Consider the following 17,996-nt stretch of genomic DNA (forward strand, 5'->3'; position numbering starts at 1 on the left):
CGGGGAAGAGCGTCCCCGAGCATGGCGGCACACCGTCCGCGACGTGAGGAGTACGCACGTGCCGCAGCCGCCCCAGCAGTCGCCGCCGCCCTCCCCTCTCCCGCGGCCCGCGCCCCGTACGGCCGGTCCTTCCGCCACCGCCGGTGCCCTCGACGGCATCCTCGTCGCCGACTTCAGCCGGGTGCTGGCGGGCCCGCTGACCGCGGCGACCCTCGCCGACCTGGGTGCCGAGGTGATCAAGGTGGAGCGGCCGGGGGCAGGCGACGACACCCGCGCCTGGGGGCCACCGTTCGCCCCGGACGGCACCGCCGCGTACTTCGACGCCGCCAACCGGTCCAAGCGCGGCCTCGCCCTGGCCCTGGGCGATGCGGACGACGCGGCGGCGGCCCGCGAACTGGCCCGCCGCGCCGACGTGCTGATCGAGAACTTCCGGCCGGGCGCGCTCGCCAAGTACGGCCTCGACCAGGCGGCCACCCGCGCCGCCAACCCCGGTCTCGTGCACTGCTCGATCACCGGTTTCGGCTCGGGCGACGGCGCGGGTCTCGCCGGGTACGACTTCGTGGTGCAGGCGGTCGGCGGCCTGATGAGCCTCACCGGGGAGGCCGGCGGGCCGCCGCTGAAGGCCGGTGTCGCGCTGGTGGACGTGCTCACCGCCAAGGACGCCACCACCGGCATCCTCGCCGCGCTGCGCCACCGCGACCGCACGGGCCGGGGCCAGCTGGTGGAGGTCAACCTCCTGTCGTCGCTGCTCGGCTCGCTCGTCAACCAGGCGTCGGGACATCTGGCGACCGGCCGCGACCCCGGCCCGATGGGCAACCGCCACCCCAGCATCGCGCCGTACGAGACGCTGGCCTGCCGGGGCGGGCTGCTGGCCGTCGCGGCCGGGAACGACGGGCAGTTCCGGGCGCTGGTCCGGGCACTGGGCGCACCCCAACTCGCGGAAGATGCCCGCTTCCTCCGCAATCAGGACCGGGTGCAGCACCGGACAGACCTCATCAAATCCCTGGAAGATCTCCTGGCGTCCGACACCCCGCAGGGCTGGGCCCCGCGGCTGGCCGAGGCCGGGGTGCCCTGCGGCCCCGTCAACACCCTCTCCGAAGCCCTGGAGTTGGCGGACCGGCTGGGGCTCGATCCGGTAACGCCGGTGGGTGAGGGGCGGATTCCGCAGGTCAGCAGCCCGCTGCGGCTCTCCGAGACACCCGTCACAGCCCCTTACGCGCCACCGCGTCTGGACGAACACGGCGCCCCGCTGCGAACCTGGCTGTCGGGGCCACCCGACAGCCCATTGCCACCGCGCGTGTGACCTCGGCCACAAGAACGTCCAACCTGCAACCAAAATCACCCGTTGGTGCTGTTTACCAGCACGGAAACACAACACCCTTGTATGGAGCAGCTCGTGACATCGCCGGACACCACCGCGACCGCTCGGTCCCGTACCTCGCACCAGCTGCTCCAGCCGCCCGAGCAGGAGAGCGCAGCAGCCCCTCGCCGCAACCGCAGGATGCGCCGCACCTTCGCCGTGACCGCACTGCTCGCCGCGGGCGCGCTCACGCTGTCCGCCTGCGGGGGTGACGCCGAAGCCGGTTCGGGCGACGGCAAGAACGGCCAGGCGGGCGCGGACGCCGCGGCGGCCAAGGACGCATCGGACGCCAAGATCAAGGTCTCGTCGAAGGACGGCGCCACGGACGCCAGCATCAACGACACCGGAGTGAAGGTCAGCGGCGGCAAGCTGACCGACGTGAAGCTCACGGTCGCCGACTCCGGCGCCCCCGTCGAGGGCGCCATATCGGGCGACGGCCTCTCCTGGAAGCCCGGGGCTCAGCTGGAGCGCGGCACCAAGTACAAGCTGGTGGCGAACGCGAAGGACGCCAAGGGCCGTTCCGCCACCGAGAACGCCAGCTTCACCACCGTCTCGTCCGCCAACAGCTTCATCGGCACCTACACCCCCGACAACGGCAAGACCGTCGGCGTCGGCATGCCGGTCTCGTTCAACTTCGACAAGGTCATCGCCAACAAGAAGGACGTCCAGTCCCACATCACGGTGACGTCCAGCAGCGGCCAGAAGGTCGTCGGGCACTGGTTCGGCGCGCAGCGCCTCGACTTCAGGCCCGAGGAGTACTGGAAGGCCGGCTCCAAGGTCACCATGAAGATCGACCTGGACGGCGTGCAGGGCGGCGACGGCATCACCGGCGTCCAGTCCAAGACGGTCAACTTCACCATCGGGCGCTCCCAGGTCTCGACCGTCGACATGGACACCCAGACGATGACGATCAAGCGGGACGGCAAGACCTTCAAGACCATCCCGATCTCCGGCGGCAGCGCCGATCACCCCACCTACAACGGCCAGATGGTGATCTCGGAGAAGTTCAAGCAGACCCGGATGGACGGCTCGACGGTCGGCTTCGGCGGCGAGTACGACATCAAGGACGTCCCGCACGCCATGCGCCTGTCGTCATCCGGCACCTTCATCCACGGCAACTACTGGGGCTCCCCCTCGATCTTCGGCAAGTCCGGCACCAGCCACGGCTGCGTCGGCCTCCAGGACTCCAAGGGCGGCGGCGGTGACACCCCCGGCAAGTGGTTCTTCGACAACTCACTGATCGGCGACGTCGTGATCGTCAAGGGCTCCCCCGACAAGACCGTCCAGCCGGACAACGGCCTCAACGGCTGGAACCTGTCCTGGTCCCAGTGGCAGTCGGGCAGCGCGGCCTGACCCCTGACACCACGAAAGCGGCCGGTCCCCTGGAGGGGCCGGCCGCTTTCCTGTATTCCCGCGTCCAGGGCCTACAGGACGTCCTGGAGCAGGAGGCAGAGCGCGACGGCCAGCGGATAGCAGCCGACGCCCGCCCACACCAGAACCCGGCGCGACGTACGCCGCCCGTACCAGACCAGCCCGAGCCCCGCGTGCATCAGCAGCGCGGCGATGAACGGCAGGTCCTTGCGCAGGTCATAGGCGAATGCCAAATAGAGCCACATCCAGGGGATGAGCACCCCGAAAGCGACGGGAAGATACGACCACCCGCGCACCTGGCGCTGCATGTATTCATCCGCAGGACTGCTCGGGTCGAGCGACGGAAGTTCATTGCTGCCGCCATCGAATATCCTCATCACCGCCGCAAAATAACACCGGGTAATGATCGAGTCAATAGCTACCCAAAGGGGCAAGAGTGAGTTTTTCGGTTGATCCGGACGATGTGAAATCTTTTGGCGAGCAAATGAAAAGGGCAGCCGCCGACGTGGAGGATGCGCGGGACTACGTCAAAAAGTCGTGCGAAATGCTCGCCTCCGACGTCGGCCCCATTTCGACCGTAGCCCAACTGTGGGGCGGCGGGCACGAAGACGTCGTAGGTCGCGTCCAGAACACCATGAAAGCGTTGCACAGAATCCTGACCACCTCGTCGGCGGAATTGATTAGCTCGGCGAAGCACTATGACGTAACTGATCATGACGAGTCGCGAAAAATGGATGCGTCGTACCCAGCATCCAAGCGATAGCCCAAAGGTCAGGCCGTGAACTTCCGGGCCATGACGCGACGAAGGAACAGAAATATGGGATTCTCCGACGTGACGAGCCCGACCAAACGTCTGGTCGCTCCACAGGTGGACGCTGACAAGGAAGAGCCGGACGGTGGCATCGTAAAAGACTTGTTGTCGTTCGGCGATGTACTGAGTCCGTCCTAGATCATCAGCAAAGGGTTGGAGATCGCCTTCGATTTCAACCCGGTCGACGAGGCGAAGAAGCTGATCGCGGGCGACTGGGTCGAATATGCACAGTGCGCCAAGGCATGGAAGGCGCTCGGTGATTTCTGTGAAGACCTCTCGCAGAACATCAAGACCGGAAACAAGGCGTTGGACTCCAGCTGGAACGGGAACGCCGCGGACGCCGCATACATCTACTTCGACACCCTGGCCAAGGATCTCGCCGAGATGAAGGAATCCTTCGTCGCGCTGCAGAAGAACTACGAGAAGACCTACCAAGAGGTCTGGAACGCGGCCGAAGCATGCGGCGACCTGCTCAGCGGCATTCTGGACACCGCGGCCATGGTCGGTTTGACGGCGCTGGCCGGCGCATCGACCAGCTTCACCCTCTTCGGTCCCGCCATCGCCGCGGGCGCTGTGGCAGGGGAGGTCATTGCCATGATCAATATGTGGTCCAAGCTCACCACGACCATCAGTGCGCTCCAGACCGCCATCAACGGATCCGTGGGAATCGTCAGCGGGATCACCGCATCCATTGAGAGCAAGACCATCGCCTTCCCCCTGCCGGGGAGTGCCTACAACAGCCCGGTGGCTTAGGCCGTACACAAAGTCCCGCCATCCGGGCAGCAGGGCCGGAATGACGGCACCATGAACAGGTGCCGGACATGCTTCAGAGGAGAACAGGAAAACCGGTGCGAGAAGGCGACAGCAAGCGCGAAGTGGGCGACGAGGAATTCATGAGCCTGGCCAAGGACGAGGCCAAGGCGAGAATGCTCCGGAAGATGATGCAGAACCTGGCGGAGGGAGACACCAAAGACCCTCTGACCCAGTTGGCCAGGGACGTCATGTCCGGGCGGAGCAGCATCCAAGACGCCGTCAGGGACGCCCCGCAGGACGAATCTCTCGTCCTGCGGTTCGAGAGCTTTCAGGGGAGCTGGGACACAATGTCGGAGAACGACAAGTGGACGGCGGAACGCGCAGCGAACGCGTATCTCGATGAACAGCGCCGGGAAATCGTGGCGGAACGGGACACAGCCGCCCGGACAGGCACGACACCGCCCCGGCACAGCGCGCGGGGCTGACACCCCGACAGGGCCGTCCGCACACCGCCATCAGACCGCGGCAGGCGCCTCGTTCGTCCGGTCGGCGGGGCGTTCGGACGGGGCGGGACTGCGGGTGTCCGGCTTGCGGAGGCCCTTGAGGAGGATGACCAGGGCGGTGCTGACGCCGGTGCCCGCCGCGATGGCCAGCAGATAGAGGAGCGGCTGTCCGATCAGCGGGACGACGAAGATGCCGCCGTGCGGGGCGCGGAGGGTGCAGCCGAAGGCCATCGAGAGGGCGCCGGTGACCGCGCCGCCCGCCATCGCCGACGGGATGACGCGGAGCGGGTCGGCCGCTGCGAAGGGGATGGCGCCCTCGGTGATGAAGGAAGCGCCGAGCACCCACGCCGCCTTGCCGTTCTCCCGTTCGGTCGTGGTGAACAGCCGCCCGCGGACGGTGGTGGCCAGCGCCATCGCCAGCGGCGGGACCATACCTGCCGCCATCACCGCGGCCATCACCTTCAGGCTGCCCTCGTTGGGGTTGGCCAGGCCGCCGACGGCGAAGGCGTAGGCGACCTTGTTGAGCGGGCCCCCGAGGTCGAAGCACATCATCAGGCCGAGCAGGACGCCGAGGATGACCGCGTTGGCGCCCGACAGGCCCGACAGCCAGTCGGTCAGGCCCTTTTGGAGCGCCGCGACCGGCTTGCCGATCACCAGGAACATCAGGAACCCGACGATCGCCGACGAGAGGAGCGGAATGACGACGACGGGCATGATGCCGCGCAGCGGTGCCGGGACGCGGATCCGCTGGATCGCCCGCACCACGCCGCCCGCGAGCAGGCCCGCGATCAGGCCGCCGAGGAAGCCCGCGTCGACGGTGAGCGCGAGGGCGCCGCCGACGAAGCCGGGCACCAGGCCGGGCCGGTCCGCCATGCCGTACGCGATGAACCCGGCCAGGACCGGGACGAGGAAGCCGAACGCGGTGCTGCCTATCTGAAAGAGCAGCGCGGCCCAGCTGGCGGACTCGGTCCACAGGAAGTGGTCGGCGACGGACGGCGCCTTGTTGACGGTGTAGCCGCCGATCGCGAAGGCGAGGGCCATGAGGAGACCACCGGCTGCGACGAAGGGGACCATGTAACTGACGCCGGTCATCAGCCATTTGCGGAGGCGGGTCGCGAAGCCGTCCGTGCCGTCGCCGTCCCTGTCCATCGGTGCGGCGGGCCGCACCGGGGCGCCGGGCCCGCCGTGGGCCGCCTTCTCCCGTGCCTCGGCGATGAGTTCGGCGGGGCGGTTGATGCCCGCCTTCACGCCGACGTCGACGGCCGGCTTCCCGGCGAACCGCTCCCGGTCCCGCACCTCGACGTCGTGCGCGAAGATCACCGCGTCGGCATCCGCCACGACCTGCGGATCCAGCTTCACGAAGCCCGCCGAGCCCTGGGTCTCGACGGTCAGCTCGACGCCAGCCGCCGCACCTGCCTTCGCCAGCGATTCGGCGGCCATGTAGGTGTGCGCGATGCCGGTGGGGCAGGAGGTGACGGCGACGATACGGAAGGGGGTGGGGGAGGCGGGGGCCGGGCCCTCGGCAGCGGTCTCGGCCTCGGCCTCGGGTTCAGGGGCGGACTCCGGTGCGGGCGCGGGCAGTTGCGTCCCCTCCCCCGTCCCCTCCCCCGGCTCCTCGCCACGGATCAGGGCGGCGGCGCGCTCCGGTTCCGCCGTCGCGCGCAGGGCGCCGGTGAAGGACGCGTCCATCAGGTGGCGGGCGAGGGACGAGAGGATCGACAGGTGATCGGCGTCGCCGCCGGCCGGCGCGGCGATCAGGAAGACCAGGTCGGCGGGGCCGTCCGCGGCACCGAAGTCGATGCCTGCCGCGCTGCGTCCGAACGCCAGCGTCGGCTCCGTGACATGCGCGCTGCGGCAGTGCGGAATACCGATGCCGCCGTCGAGGCCGGTGGGCATCTGCGCCTCGCGCGCGGCCACGTCCGCGAGGAAGCCTTCCAGGTCGGTGACGCGTCCGGCCGCGGCCATCCGTTCGGCCAGCGAACGAGCGGCGGCGTCCTTCGTATCGGCGGACAGGTCGAGGTCGACCAGTTCCGCAGTGATCAGCTCACTCATCGCGGGCTCCCTTGCGCGCGGTACCGCCGGGCGGCGGTGAGGACGGAGGAGGGGAAGAGGCTGCGGCGCGTCCGTACGGGGCCGGGCCCGGGGCGCGGGTGGCAGGTCACGGCACGGGCTCCGTGAGCCGGCGGTCCAGGGGGACGTCGCCGGTCGTGGTGACCGCCGCCGGATCGAGGTCCGACGGCGCCGGCATCAGGCTGCCAGGCAGCTGCACGGCAGCCGCGCCGTGGGCCACCGCCGCCGCCAGGGCCGCCACGCCCGTGCCGCCCGCCCCGAGGAACCCGGCCAGCGAGGCGTCGCCCGCCCCGACATTGCTGCGGACGGCGGCGACCGGCGCGCTGCCGAAGTACGCGCCTCCGTCGTCGACCAGCAGCTGGCCGTCCGCGCCGAGCGAGGCCAGCACGGCGCGGGCACCCCGGGAGCGGAGTTCGGCCGCGGCATCGGCGGCGTCGCCGACCGTGGCCAGCGGGCGTCCCACGGCCTGCGCCAGCTCCTCGGCGTTCGGCTTGACGACGTCGGGACGCTCGCGCAGCGCCGCCGTCAGCGACGGGCCCGAGGTGTCCAGCGCGATCCGGGTGCCGGCCCGGTGGGCGCGGGCGACCAGTTCGGCGTACCACTCGGGTGCCAGGCCGCGCGGCAGGCTGCCGCAGCAGGCGATCCAGTCGGCGCCGGCGGAGCGTTCGCCGACCGCGGCGAGCAGCGCGTCGGACTCGGCGGCGGACAGCTCGGGCCCCGCCGCGTTGATCTTCGTCAGGGTGCCGTCGGGCTCCGCGACGGAGATGTTGGAGCGGGTCTGCCCGGCCACCGGGACACCCGCCACCTCGATGCCGTCGGCCTCCAGGAGCGCGGCGAGCGCGGCACCGGCGGCGCCGCCGACCGGCAGCAGCGCGAGGGTGCGCCGCCCGGCGGCTGCGACCGCGCGCGAGACGTTCACGCCCTTGCCGCCCGGGTCGATCCGGTCGGCGGTGGCCCGGAGCACGGCCCCGCGGTCCAGCGCCGGGATCTCGTACGTGCGGTCCAGGCTGGGGTTGGGGGTGACGGTGAGGATCATGCGCGCACCACTTCCGTGCCCGCGCGTTCGATGGCGTGGGCGTCGTCGGGGCTGAGCCCGGTGTCGGTGATCAGCAGGTCCACGTCCGACAGCGCGCCGAAGCGGGCGAACTGCTGCTGCCCGAACTTGGCGGAGTCGGCGAGCAGGACGACCCGGCGGGCGGCGGCGATCAGCGCCCGCTTCACGGCGGCTTCCGCGAGGTCGGGGGTGGTCAGGCCGCCGTCGAGCGAGAAGCCGTTGGTCGCGAGGAACAGCACGTCGGCGTTGATCTCGCGGTAGGCGCGCAGTGCCCAGTCGTCGACCGCGGCGCGGGTCCGCTGCCGGATCCGGCCGCCGACGAGATGCAGGGTCAGCCCCGGGTGGTCGGCGAGCCGGGCGGCGACCGGCAGGCCGTGCGTGACCACGGTCAGTTCGGCGTCCAGCGGGATCTCGGCGGCGAGCCGTGCCGCGGTCGTGCCGGCGTCGATGATGACGCTTCCGGAGCCGCCACCGGGCAGCTCGGCGAGTGCGGCCCGCGCGATGCGCACCTTCTCGTCGGCGGCCACCGCGTCCCGCTCGGCGAGGTCGGGCTCGAAATCCAGCCGGCCGGCCGGAATGGCGCCGCCGTGCACCCTGCGGACCAGACCGGCCCGGTCCAGGGCCTTCAGGTCGCGCCGTACGGTCTCGGCGGTGACCTGGAAATGCTCCGCGAGGGACAGCACGTCGACCCGCCCGGCCTCCCGGGCGAGGCGCAGGATCTCTTGCTGGCGCTCAGCTGCGTACATCTGCGTGCGTGTCCGTTCCCTGCCCGACTCTGTGGTTTCAGCGGCAGGCTACGCCCGCCCTTCAGTGAAGTAAACAGGAACGGGCAATGGGCGGACTCAAGTGGACATCGCGGGGCCGTCGGCGGGGCGTCACGGGCGCGAGTCGGTACGGCGCTGGGGGCGCGAATCGGCACGGTGTCGGGGCGCGGATCGGCAAGGCGCCGCGCAGGCACGAAGAAGCGCACGAAGAAGCGCACGAAGAAGCCCCGACACCTCTCGGCACCGGGGCTTGGGGAACGGGGGAACGGGGACCGGATCGAGGCCGGGTCGGGGCCGGCTCTGGGACGCGGGCCTCTACGGGGACTGCGGCCCCGGGGACTGCACGCCCCCAGGGATCAGGCCGCCGCGTCGAATCCGGTGTCGCGCGCCATCCGCTTCAGCTCCAGCAGCGCGTGCTTCTCGATCTGACGGATCCGCTCGCGGGTCAGGCCGTGCTGCTTGCCGACCTCGGTCAGCGTGCGCTCGCGGCCGTCCTCGATGCCGTAACGGGCCTTGATGATCGAGGCGGTGCGGTGGTCGAGGCGGTCGATGAGGTCCTCCAGTTCCTCACTGCGCAACAGCGAGAGCACGGACTGCTCGGGCGAAGCCGCGGAGGTGTCCTCCAGGAGGTCACCGAACTGGGTGTCGCCGTCGTCGTCCACCGACATGTTCAGGCTGACCGGGTCGCGCGCCCAGTCCAGCACGTCGGTGACGCGCGCGGGGGTGGAGCCCAGCTCGGCGGCGACCTCCGCCGGCTCCGGGTCACGGCCGTTCTCGCGGTTGAACTCGCGCTGGACCCTGCGGATGCGCCCCAGCTCCTCGACGAGGTGCACGGGCAGCCGGATCGTGCGCGACTGGTCGGCGATGGAGCGCGTGATGGCCTGACGGATCCACCACGTCGCGTACGTCGAGAACTTGAAACCCTTGGCGTAGTCGAACTTCTCCACGGCACGCACCAGACCGGCGTTGCCCTCCTGGATCAGGTCCAGAAGCGGGAGCCCGGCACGCGGGTAGCGGCGGGCCACCGCGACGACGAGCCGCAGGTTGGACCGGATGAAGACGTCCTTGGCCTTCTCGCTCTCCGCGACCAGCGCCGCCAGCTCCTCGCGGTCCGCGCCCGCGGCATTGCCGTCGGCGACGACCCCGTCGAGGATCTGCCGGGCGTACACACCGGCCTCGATGGTCTGGGACAGCTCGACTTCCTTGGCGGCGTCGAGCAGGGGCGTACGCGCGATTTCATCGAGGTACATGCCGACCAGGTCGCGGTCGGCGATCTCCCCGCCTACAGCGCGAACACTGCTGGCCCCGTCAGCGCCACTCTTGGTGGTCTGACGGCGGGCGACGGCACGGGTTGCCATGCGTATGCTCCCTTTGCGATGAGTCGGTAATGAGTCGTTCGCGGGACGTGGACGCAGCGAGCCCGGCCGCGGCCGAGTACCTCCATCCGAAGGAAACAACGGCTGGAATCCGGACAGAATTCCCATGCCGTGCCTCTTTTTTCTGATCATGCAGTACCCTGCGCCCCCACCCAGGGAGGCCGAATGCTGCCGATAAGCAGGGAAGTGCAGGTCAGGGCCGGTGCCGAGGCGGACATCACCGCCCTCACCGAGCTGTACAACCACTACGTACGTGAGACGGCCCTCACATTCGACACGGAGCCGTTCACCCCGGAGCAGCGCCGCCCGTGGCTGCTCTCCCACCCCGAAGACGGCCCGCACCGGCTCCTGGTTGCCCAGCAGGAGCCGGATACGACAGATCGGTGGAAATTCCGGCACACCGGGGCGGACGGAGCGGGGGATGGGACGGCGACGGCCGGGGCAGACGGCGCGGCGGCGGGCGCGGCGCGGGGCGCCCTGCTCGGGTATGCGACCAGCAGCCCGTTCCGCCCGAAGGCCGCGTACGCCACCTCCGTCGAGGTCACGGTCTACTGCGCGCCGCACGCGGCGGGCCGCGGCATCGGCACCCTGCTCTACCGGGCGCTGTTCGCGGCGCTGGCCGATGAGGACGTCCATCGCGCGTACGCCGGGATCGCGCAGCCCAACGCGGCGTCGACCCGCCTGCACACCCGGTTCGGCTTCCGTCACATCGGTACGTACACCGAGGTCGGCCGCAAATTCGGCCGCTACTGGGACGTCGCCTGGTATCAGAAGGACCTGGGGAGGGCGCGGGGTTGAGGGGGTGACGTGACAGGTCCTGCCGTCGGTGGGCGGTGCGCAGGGCGGGCGATTCGCCCTCCGGGCGCTCCGGTTGACGCGGGCGGTGTGCGGGTGTCGCCTGGACAGAGGGCAAGCGAGAGGAGCCCGTCATGGACAAGCACGCTCTGCGCCACGGGGCGCGGGCCGTCCGTTCACACGGCGTGGTCGAAGCGGAACACGGCGCCACCTCGTCGGCGCCACCGGCGCGTTCCGGAACGGCGCGGCGTATCCCGGCAACCGTGGCGCTTCCCGTGATCGCCGCGCTCGGGTTCGGCTGCTACACGATCTGGATCGACCACACCAGCGGCGCGAAGGGCGGCCAGGCGGCCCTGCTCGGGCTGATCGCGGCCGTGGTCTCCGGGGCGCTGGGGCTGCTGCTCGTGCACTTCCAGTCCTCCATGATCACCGACACCAGGGCGCTGGCCTACGGCGCGCTGTTCGGCGTCTCGATGGGCTGGCTCTACAGCCTCAGCGGCCCTTCGGTCCTCAAATCGAGCGCCTGGGGCCTCGTCATGGGCATCATCATGGGCCTCGTCTCCCTCTACGTCTTCCGCACCCATCGCGTACGCGAGCCCCACGGCCTGCACCGGCCGCGCACGCACCACAGACCCCACGGCGCGCACTGACACGCACTGGCACGCACCGAGCGGGGCGTCCACCGCGTCCCGCTCGGTGGAGCGCGCCCGGCACGGTCGGTCAGGTGCTCAGACGGTCTCCGGCGACGCATCGGTGCTCGTCCGCCGCACGGTGCGCAACGGGCCTCCTGGCCGCCAGCTCTCCAGCACCAGATACGGATCCGCGACGAAGGTCCGCACCACCTCGGTCACCGCTGCGCTGAAGAGCAGAAACGGCTCCGGTGGCCGCACCGCGTCGGCATAGCGCCTGAGCACCTCCGCCTCGCGCACCTCCACCGCCCGTCCCGACACCCGTACGTCGCCGCCCGCCAGGTCCGTGCCGGGACCGGGGTTGGTGTGCAGCGCGAACCGCGGGTCGCGGCGCAGGTCGAGGGCCTTGCGCGAACCGGTCATCATGCCGAGCCACAGTTCACCGTGGCGGAAGTCGGCCTCCAGTCCACTCAGCCGTGGCGATCCGTCCGCACGCAGCGTCCCGAGGACGTGGTGGGTGTACGCGCCGAACCTCTCCTGCACCCGAGCGGCGAACTCCGGCTCCGCCGCCACCACTTGCGCCCAGCCGACACCGGCCGTCCCCCTCTCCCCCGCGCCGTCCTTCTTCGCCCCGTCCCTCTCCGTCCCGCCCGCTGCCATGCCCGCTGCCGCGCTCGCCGCGCTCTCGCTTCTCGTCACCATGGCCCCACCGTCGCGCCCTTACCCGACACCCCCTGTCCGGATTTCCCCACGGATTCCACGGATTCCACGGATTCCCACGGACCCCGCCCCGGCCGACCGCCCTACCCCTCCGTCAGCGGCAGCCCCGCCGTGGCGCACACCCAGGCGTCCGCGCCGGTCAGCGTGGCGTCACCGGAGTTGACCGTGCCCTGCGGCTCGAAGAGGAGTATGCGGGTGCCCGGTTCGGCCACCGGGCGGTGCGACAGCCCGCGCGGCACCGTGAACACCTGCTGCGGGCCCAGCACGACCGGATCGCGGTCCGCCAGCTCCAGCGTCAGCCGGCCCGCGAGGACCAGGAAGAACTCGTCGGTGTCCGCGTGCGCGTGCCAGACATAGGCGCCCTCGACCTTGGCGATCTTGACGTCGTAGTCGTTGACCACGGCCGCGATCCGGGGCGCCCAGGTATCGGTGAAGGAGTCATAGGCCCGGCCCAGGTCCGTCGCCCCGGCGGGCCGGGCGCCGCCGTCGGCCGCCCCGTCAACTGCCCTGTCTTCATTCATGACTTCAGCGTGCCACGCACCACTGACAACGCCCCCCGGCCGCCGTCTTCCGCACCACCGATCCCCGCCTTCCGGCCCCCGCCCTTGCGACCAGCGGAGTAGGGCCGCAGCCCGTTACGCACCGCTTGTGCCCGGCCTAGCCTCGCGGCATGGACACACAGAACGGCACCCTCGACGAGGCCCTGGAGCGACTGCACGCGACCGGGCCCGAATTCCGCGGCTATCTGAGCAACCACGGCCCCATGGCGGTCGAGGCACTGGTCAGGCACGGGCAGTCCCGCACCGTCCACCGCTGGCTCGACCTGTATTCCGCCAAGCTGGAGGACGTACCGAGCGCCAGGGAACGCATCACCGAAGCCAACTGGCAGGAGGCGCTGGGCGATCCACAGCGGGTCACCGACTGGACCACGTACTTCACCCACGCCGTCGCCGAGCGCCCCTGGCGTGAGGTGCTCGCCGCGTGGTGGCCCCGGCTGCTGCCCGGCATCGCGGGCGCGGCCACCCATCCCGTCATCCGGGTCGGCCACGCCGTGCGCACCCTCCTGGAGGAGGGCGAGGAGGAGCCGCGCATCGCCGAACTCGCGCACGCGATCGGCTACTGGGCGGCCCGGCACACCACCTTGCCCGTGGCGGTCGAGCCGAGCGGCGCCGCCTCCCCGGCCGACGCGCTCGACGCCCTCCCGCACATCGCCGACCAGCAGGTCAGCCCGCTCCAGGGCCTCGCCCAGCTACCGGGCACCCCGGGCTGGGCGGCAGCCGCCGAGGCCGTCGCGGCGCCGCAGGACCCGGAGGCGGCCCGGGATCAACTCGCCGCCGTGGTCCGGGCGTCGACCCATCGCTACGTCGATTACGCCCACGGCGACGCGGTCCTGCTCGTGCACGCGGCGACCGCGCCGAACGCCGTCCTGCGCACCCTGCCGGCGCTGCCGCGCCCCCTGTGGGCGCCATCGCTGCGCGCAGCCTGGGCGGCGTCCGCGGCCCTGACCTCCCTCTACTCCCCCGACGATGCGCTGCCGCCGCTGCGGGCCGGGTCGCTGACCCCTGACGAGGTCTTCGCGCGGGCCACGGCGCACGGCGACGAGCACGCGATCAAGCTGGCCGACACCGCCCTGGACGTGGCCTCCTGGACACCCGAAGGGGACGACCGCGCCCTGGCAGCCGCCCTCCGCGCCCTGGCCCTGATCCCGCCGGAAGGCTGACCCCGCCCCGCCACCGGTCCGCACCGGCTCCCCCGAAGGGCGTCCCGCCCCCTCAGCCGAACTGCAGCGACCGCTTCGCGAGCCCCATCCAGAACCCGTCGATCACGCTCCTGCCGTCGCCCAGCTGCCCCCGGGCGTCCGCGGCGCCGAGCGTGACGAACAGCGGCGCGAAGTGTTCGGCGCGCGGGTGCGCCAGCCGTCCGGCCGGCGCCTTGTGCGGGAAGTCGAAGAGCGCGTCGAGGTCACGCGCCTCCAGGGCCCGCCGCCCCCAGTCGTCGAACTCCGCCGACCAGGACGGCACGCCGGGCCCCTGATGCCGCAGGGCGGCCAGATTGTGCGTGAAGAAGCCGCTGCCGACGATGAGGACGCCCTCGTCGCGCAGCGGGGCCAGCTTGCGGCCGATCTCGAAGAGGCGGTGCGGGTCGAGGGTGGGCATCGAGAGCTGCAGGACCGGGACGTCGGCCCGCGGGAACATCTCGACGAGCGGGACGTACGCGCCGTGGTCGAGGCCGCGGTCGGGGACGTCCTGCACCGGGGTGCCCGCGGTCCGCAGCAAGGCGCGGATCCGTGCGGCGAGCTGCGGTGCGCCCGGGGCGGCGTAGCGCACCCGGTAGTAGTGCTCGGGGAAGCCCCAGAAGTCGTGGACCAGCGGCACCGTTTCCGTGGCACCGAGGGCGAGCGGGGCCTCCTCCCAGTGGGCGGAGACGATCAGCACGGCGGTGGGGCGCGGCAGTTGCGCGGACCAGGCCGCCAGTTGGCCGGGCCAGAGCGCGTCGTCGGCCAGCGGCGGTGCGCCGTGGCTGAGGTAGAGGGCCGGCATCACGGACATCGCCACTCCCGGACGTATCTCAGATCTCACTGGTGTCACTGTGGGAAGATCAGCAGAGACACTTACTTGAAGATTCAAGTGATAGTTTTCAGCCTATCTCCGCATTGTTAAAACTTCAAGAACAGTGGGGCCGATGCGAGAATGGATGGCATGAGCACCGAACCCGCAGCCGAGCCGCGCTGGCTCAACGACGAGGAGCAATACGCCTGGCAGTCGTACCTCCACGCGACCACGCTGCTGGAGGATCACCTCGACCGCCAGCTCCAGCGCGACGCCGGGATGCCGCACGTCTACTACGGCCTGCTCGTTCAGCTGTCCCGTGCGCCACGGCGCCGGATGCGGATGACCGAGCTGGCCCAGAACGCGAAGATCACCCGCTCCCGCCTCTCCCACGCGGTCGCCCGCCTGGAGAAGAACGGCTGGGTACGGCGCGAGAACTGCCCGTCGGACAAGCGCGGCCAGCTCGCCCTCCTCACGGACGAGGGCCTGCGGGTCCTGGAAAAGGCCGCCCCCGGCCACGTCGCCGCCGTACGCGGGGCGATCTTCGACCGCCTCTCGCCCGAGCAGGTCGGCCAACTGGCCGAGATCTGCCGGGTCATGGCGGACGGACTCCAGCCGAAAGGCGCCGACCTCCCCTGGCTCCGCTGAGGAGCGAGGGGAGGCCGGCGCCTTTCGGTGGCACAGCGCCCGGTCGCCGCGTCACGGCCACCGGGCGCCCGGCCCGTACGGTCAGGCGTCAGTGCACCATGACCGGGATCTGGAGGTCGTCGCCCTCGCCTTCGTGCGCGCCGGCGGACTCCTTCGCGCCCTCACCGCCGCCGGAAGCGGCAGGTGAAGCGCCACCCTGGTGGCCGGTGGTGACGAAGGTGAAGGCGATCAGCGCCGCCAGGACGAGGATGCCGACCGCCCACCAGATGGCGGCGGCGTAGCCGTGCACCATCGACTGGAGCTTCAGCACCTCAAGGGAGCGCGCCCCGGCCGCGTGTGAGGCGGCGTACGTGGTGGTGGCGCTGGCCGCGATGGTGTTGAGCAGCGCCGTACCGATCGCGCCGCCCACCTGCTGCGAGGTGTTGACCATCGCGGACGCCACACCGGCGTCCCGCGGCTGCACGCCGTGGGTGGCCAGCGACATGGCCGGCATGAACGCCGTACCCATGCCAAGGCCCAGCATCAGGAAGGCGGGCAGGATCAGCGTCGCGTAGGACGTGCCGAGGTCGATCCGGGTGAGCAGCAGCATGCCGGCGGCGGCGAGCGTGAAGCCCGGCGCCATCAGGAGCCGCGGGCGCACCCGGGTCATCAGACGGGCGCCGATCTGCGTCGAGCCGGTGATCATGCCCACGATCATCGGGAGGAACGCCAGGCCGGTCATGACCGGCGTGTAGCCCTTCACGATCTGCAGGTAGTACGTCAGGAACAGGAAGAGCCCGAACATCCCGATCACGGCCAGGCCGAGCGAGGCGTAGACACCGGCGCGGTTGCGTTCGGCGACCACCCGCAGCGGCAGCAGCGGGGCCTTCACCTTGGATTCGACCAGCACGAAGACCAGCAGCAGCACGGCGGCGGCGACGAACAGGCCGAGCGTCGGGGCGGCCAGCCAGCCGTCGGACTCGGCGCGGGTGAAGCCGTAGACCAGCGAGACCAGGCCGAGGGTTGCCAGGAGGACGCCGGGCACGTCCAGCCGGGACGGGTTGCGGCTGCCCGCGGGCTCACGGATCACCAGGATGGCGCCGGCCGCCGCGATCACCGCGAACGGGATGTTGACGAAGAAGGTCCAGCGCCAGTTCATGTACTCGGTGAGGACGCCGCCGAGGATCAGGCCCACGGCGCCGCCGCCACCGGCGATCGCACCGAAGATGCCGAACGCCTTGGCGCGCTCCTTGGCCTCGGTGAAGGTCACCGCGAGCAGGGACAGCGCGGCCGGCGCCAGCAGCGCGCCGAAGACGCCCTGGAGCGCCCGTGCACCCATCAGCATGCCCTGGTTGGCCGCGGCCCCGCCGAGCGCGGAGGCGATGGCGAAGCCGATCAGCCCGATGGTGAAGGTCCGCTTGCGGCCCCACAGGTCGGCGAGACGGCCACCGAAGAGCAGCAGCCCGCCGAAGGCGAGTGCGTAGGCGGTGATGACCCACTGGCGGTTGGCGTCGGATATGCCCAGGTCGGACTGTGCCGAGGGCAGCGCGATGTTCACGATCGTCGCGTCGAGGACGACCATCAGCTGCGCGAGGGCGATGAATATCAGCGCTTTCCAGCGCCGCGGATCGACGTAAGAGGAATTTTCGGGCATGACGGGATCCACCTAGTGGTGCAGTGAGCGAATGAAGCTGATCAGGGATGGCGGCGGCACAGGGCAGCGGGACCACTGCGCTGCGGCACCGGTGGTGCGGAGGGGGTTGCGAGGGCGGACGCGGGCGCCGTTGCCGGTGCGCCGCCCGGGTTTACGACCGGCGCCTGAGATCGTCCAACGTGGCGGCGGTACCGGGGAGTTCGGAGCGTGCGGGCGCCAGCAGTCCGTCAAGGAACAGCTGGAGGTGCCGGTGCACGAAGCGGTCGAAGTGGGTGCAGACGCTGCCCGGCAGCGGACGCGTCAGCTGGGTGAGGGCGACCATCAGGTCACCGACGGCGATGTCGGTGCGCAGCCGGCCGCTGTCGCGCGCGGCGGCCATGAGCGCCTCGACGGCAGCCTCCAGCCGCTCGCGCGCCGCTATCAGGTCGGGATGGGAGACGTCCACGCCGTCCGAGAGCAGCGGACACAGGGCGCCTATGCGCTCCTCGACCGCCGCGTGGACGAAGCACCGCAGCGCCTGGAAGGGATCGTCGGACTCCTCCGCGAGAGCGCCTTCGGCGGCCTGTGCGGTGCGGTACATGACGGAGAGCGTGACGTGGTGGATCAACTCCAGGCGGTCCGCGAAGTGGCGGTAGAGCGTCGCGTTGCCGACACCCGCCCGGCGGGCCACTTCGTCGAGCGGGACCTCGGCCCCGAACTCGACCATCGCCTCGCGGGCCGCTGCGATGATCCGCTCGCGGTTGCGCTGCGCGTCGGCGCGCAGCCGGGGCTGCCCGGCCGCATCGGCCCTCTCGGGCTGTCCGGCCGCCACGGACCGCGCGGCCCGTACGCTCCGCCGGAGCTTCGCCTTGGTTCCGGTCGCGGTCACAGCGGCCCTCCTCCCGTTACTCGTCGCCCGCCGGCCTCGTCCCGCCGGCCGGCCGCGTCGTGGTCGCTTCGTGTCACGTGACGTCGTGCGGC

The 17,996-nt window shown here is 71.0% G+C and carries 20 protein-coding genes; 10 read left to right on the forward strand and 10 right to left on the reverse strand.

The annotated features are described in order from the left end of the window. The first annotated feature begins 58 nt into the window (after positions 1-58). A complete protein-coding gene (locus tag ACGFNI_RS13205; RefSeq protein WP_393683320.1) occupies positions 59-1,303 on the forward strand; it encodes a CaiB/BaiF CoA transferase family protein in 1,245 nt (414 codons plus the stop codon). 81 nt (positions 1,304-1,384) lie between these two features. Continuing rightward, complete coding sequence (locus ACGFNI_RS13210) at positions 1,385-2,713, forward strand: Ig-like domain-containing protein (protein ID WP_393683322.1); 1,329 nt, start codon at positions 1,385-1,387, stop codon at positions 2,711-2,713. Between the two features lie 71 nt (positions 2,714-2,784). Here the strand turns inward: ACGFNI_RS13210 and ACGFNI_RS13215 are convergent, their stop codons facing one another. Continuing rightward, the gene (locus ACGFNI_RS13215; RefSeq protein ID WP_393683324.1) at positions 2,785-3,108 is read right to left on the reverse strand and encodes a hypothetical protein; all 324 of its coding nucleotides are present in this window, start codon (positions 3,106-3,108) and stop codon (positions 2,785-2,787) included. A gap of 59 nt (positions 3,109-3,167) precedes the next feature. Here ACGFNI_RS13215 and ACGFNI_RS13220 point away from each other — a divergent pair, with 59 nt between their 5' ends. From ACGFNI_RS13220 to ACGFNI_RS13235, 4 genes are read left to right on the forward strand one after another with little or no spacing between them, the layout of a single operon-like run. Then, positions 3,168-3,494 carry a type VII secretion target gene (locus ACGFNI_RS13220; protein ID WP_393683326.1) on the forward strand — a complete coding sequence of 109 codons (327 nt, stop codon included), beginning with the start codon at positions 3,168-3,170 and terminating at the stop codon, positions 3,492-3,494. A 54-nt stretch (positions 3,495-3,548) separates the two neighbouring features. Then, entirely contained in the window at positions 3,549-3,680 is a 132-nt protein-coding gene (locus tag ACGFNI_RS13225; RefSeq protein WP_393683328.1) for a hypothetical protein, read from the forward strand. 15 nt (positions 3,681-3,695) lie between these two features. Continuing rightward, positions 3,696-4,295 carry a hypothetical protein gene (locus tag ACGFNI_RS13230; RefSeq protein ID WP_393683329.1) on the forward strand — a complete coding sequence of 200 codons (600 nt, stop codon included), beginning with the start codon at positions 3,696-3,698 and terminating at the stop codon, positions 4,293-4,295. 59 nt (positions 4,296-4,354) lie between these two features. Further along, positions 4,355-4,780, forward strand: a complete 426-nt coding sequence (locus ACGFNI_RS13235) for a hypothetical protein (RefSeq protein WP_393683331.1) — start codon at positions 4,355-4,357, stop codon at positions 4,778-4,780. Between the two features lie 30 nt (positions 4,781-4,810). On the opposite strand, the gene ACGFNI_RS13240 is transcribed toward ACGFNI_RS13235, so the two are convergent. The 4 genes from ACGFNI_RS13240 to ACGFNI_RS13255 all read right to left on the reverse strand — a co-directional run bounded on the left by ACGFNI_RS13240 (position 4,811) and on the right by ACGFNI_RS13255 (position 10,044). Further along, entirely contained in the window at positions 4,811-6,850 is a 2,040-nt protein-coding gene (locus ACGFNI_RS13240) for a fructose-specific PTS transporter subunit EIIC (RefSeq protein WP_393683332.1), read from the reverse strand. A 106-nt stretch (positions 6,851-6,956) separates the two neighbouring features. Further along, a complete protein-coding gene (pfkB, locus tag ACGFNI_RS13245; protein ID WP_393683334.1) occupies positions 6,957-7,904 on the reverse strand; it encodes a 1-phosphofructokinase in 948 nt (315 codons plus the stop codon). Next, entirely contained in the window at positions 7,901-8,668 is a 768-nt protein-coding gene (locus ACGFNI_RS13250) for a DeoR/GlpR family DNA-binding transcription regulator (RefSeq protein ID WP_393683336.1), read from the reverse strand. The genes pfkB and ACGFNI_RS13250 overlap by 4 nt, the downstream gene beginning before the upstream one ends. Before the next feature lie 374 nt (positions 8,669-9,042). Then, a complete protein-coding gene (locus ACGFNI_RS13255) occupies positions 9,043-10,044 on the reverse strand; it encodes an RNA polymerase sigma factor RpoD/SigA (protein ID WP_393683337.1) in 1,002 nt (333 codons plus the stop codon). Positions 10,045-10,227: 183 nt separating this feature from the next. Here ACGFNI_RS13255 and ACGFNI_RS13260 point away from each other — a divergent pair, with 183 nt between their 5' ends. Beyond that, positions 10,228-10,860: a GNAT family N-acetyltransferase gene (locus ACGFNI_RS13260; RefSeq protein WP_393683338.1), complete on the forward strand. Its 633-nt coding sequence runs from the start codon at positions 10,228-10,230 to the stop codon at positions 10,858-10,860. 131 nt (positions 10,861-10,991) lie between these two features. Continuing rightward, positions 10,992-11,507, forward strand: a complete 516-nt coding sequence (locus tag ACGFNI_RS13265) for a hypothetical protein (protein ID WP_393683339.1) — start codon at positions 10,992-10,994, stop codon at positions 11,505-11,507. A 78-nt stretch (positions 11,508-11,585) separates the two neighbouring features. On the opposite strand, the gene ACGFNI_RS13270 is transcribed toward ACGFNI_RS13265, so the two are convergent. Together ACGFNI_RS13270 and ACGFNI_RS13275 are read right to left on the reverse strand one after the other, a co-directional pair. Further along, positions 11,586-12,188 carry a pyridoxamine 5'-phosphate oxidase family protein gene (locus tag ACGFNI_RS13270; RefSeq protein ID WP_393683340.1) on the reverse strand — a complete coding sequence of 201 codons (603 nt, stop codon included), beginning with the start codon at positions 12,186-12,188 and terminating at the stop codon, positions 11,586-11,588. Between the two features lie 101 nt (positions 12,189-12,289). Beyond that, positions 12,290-12,727, reverse strand: coding sequence for a cupin domain-containing protein (locus ACGFNI_RS13275; RefSeq protein ID WP_393683342.1), 438 nt, complete (start codon positions 12,725-12,727; stop codon positions 12,290-12,292). 149 nt (positions 12,728-12,876) lie between these two features. Between ACGFNI_RS13275 and ACGFNI_RS13280 the strand changes: the two genes are divergently transcribed. Next, positions 12,877-13,926, forward strand: a complete 1,050-nt coding sequence (locus tag ACGFNI_RS13280; RefSeq protein ID WP_393683344.1) for a questin oxidase family protein — start codon at positions 12,877-12,879, stop codon at positions 13,924-13,926. 52 nt (positions 13,927-13,978) lie between these two features. Here ACGFNI_RS13280 and ACGFNI_RS13285 read toward each other — a convergent pair whose 3' ends face one another. Beyond that, on the reverse strand, positions 13,979-14,755 hold the full coding sequence (locus ACGFNI_RS13285; RefSeq protein ID WP_393683345.1) for a dioxygenase: 777 nt from the start codon (positions 14,753-14,755) through the stop codon (positions 13,979-13,981). Between the two features lie 141 nt (positions 14,756-14,896). Between ACGFNI_RS13285 and ACGFNI_RS13290 the strand changes: the two genes are divergently transcribed. Next, positions 14,897-15,403 (forward strand): MarR family winged helix-turn-helix transcriptional regulator, encoded by a 507-nt coding sequence (locus tag ACGFNI_RS13290; RefSeq protein WP_393683347.1) that lies wholly within the window; start codon positions 14,897-14,899, stop codon positions 15,401-15,403. 88 nt (positions 15,404-15,491) lie between these two features. Here ACGFNI_RS13290 and ACGFNI_RS13295 read toward each other — a convergent pair whose 3' ends face one another. Then, positions 15,492-17,036 carry an MFS transporter gene (locus tag ACGFNI_RS13295; protein WP_393683349.1) on the reverse strand — a complete coding sequence of 515 codons (1,545 nt, stop codon included), beginning with the start codon at positions 17,034-17,036 and terminating at the stop codon, positions 15,492-15,494. 151 nt (positions 17,037-17,187) lie between these two features. Next, the gene (locus tag ACGFNI_RS13300; RefSeq protein ID WP_393683863.1) at positions 17,188-17,847 is read right to left on the reverse strand and encodes a TetR/AcrR family transcriptional regulator; all 660 of its coding nucleotides are present in this window, start codon (positions 17,845-17,847) and stop codon (positions 17,188-17,190) included. Between the last annotated feature and the right edge of the window lie 149 nt (positions 17,848-17,996).

The organism is Streptomyces sp. NPDC048644 (genome assembly GCF_043199105.1).
Taxonomy (GTDB): domain Bacteria; phylum Actinomycetota; class Actinomycetes; order Streptomycetales; family Streptomycetaceae; genus Streptomyces.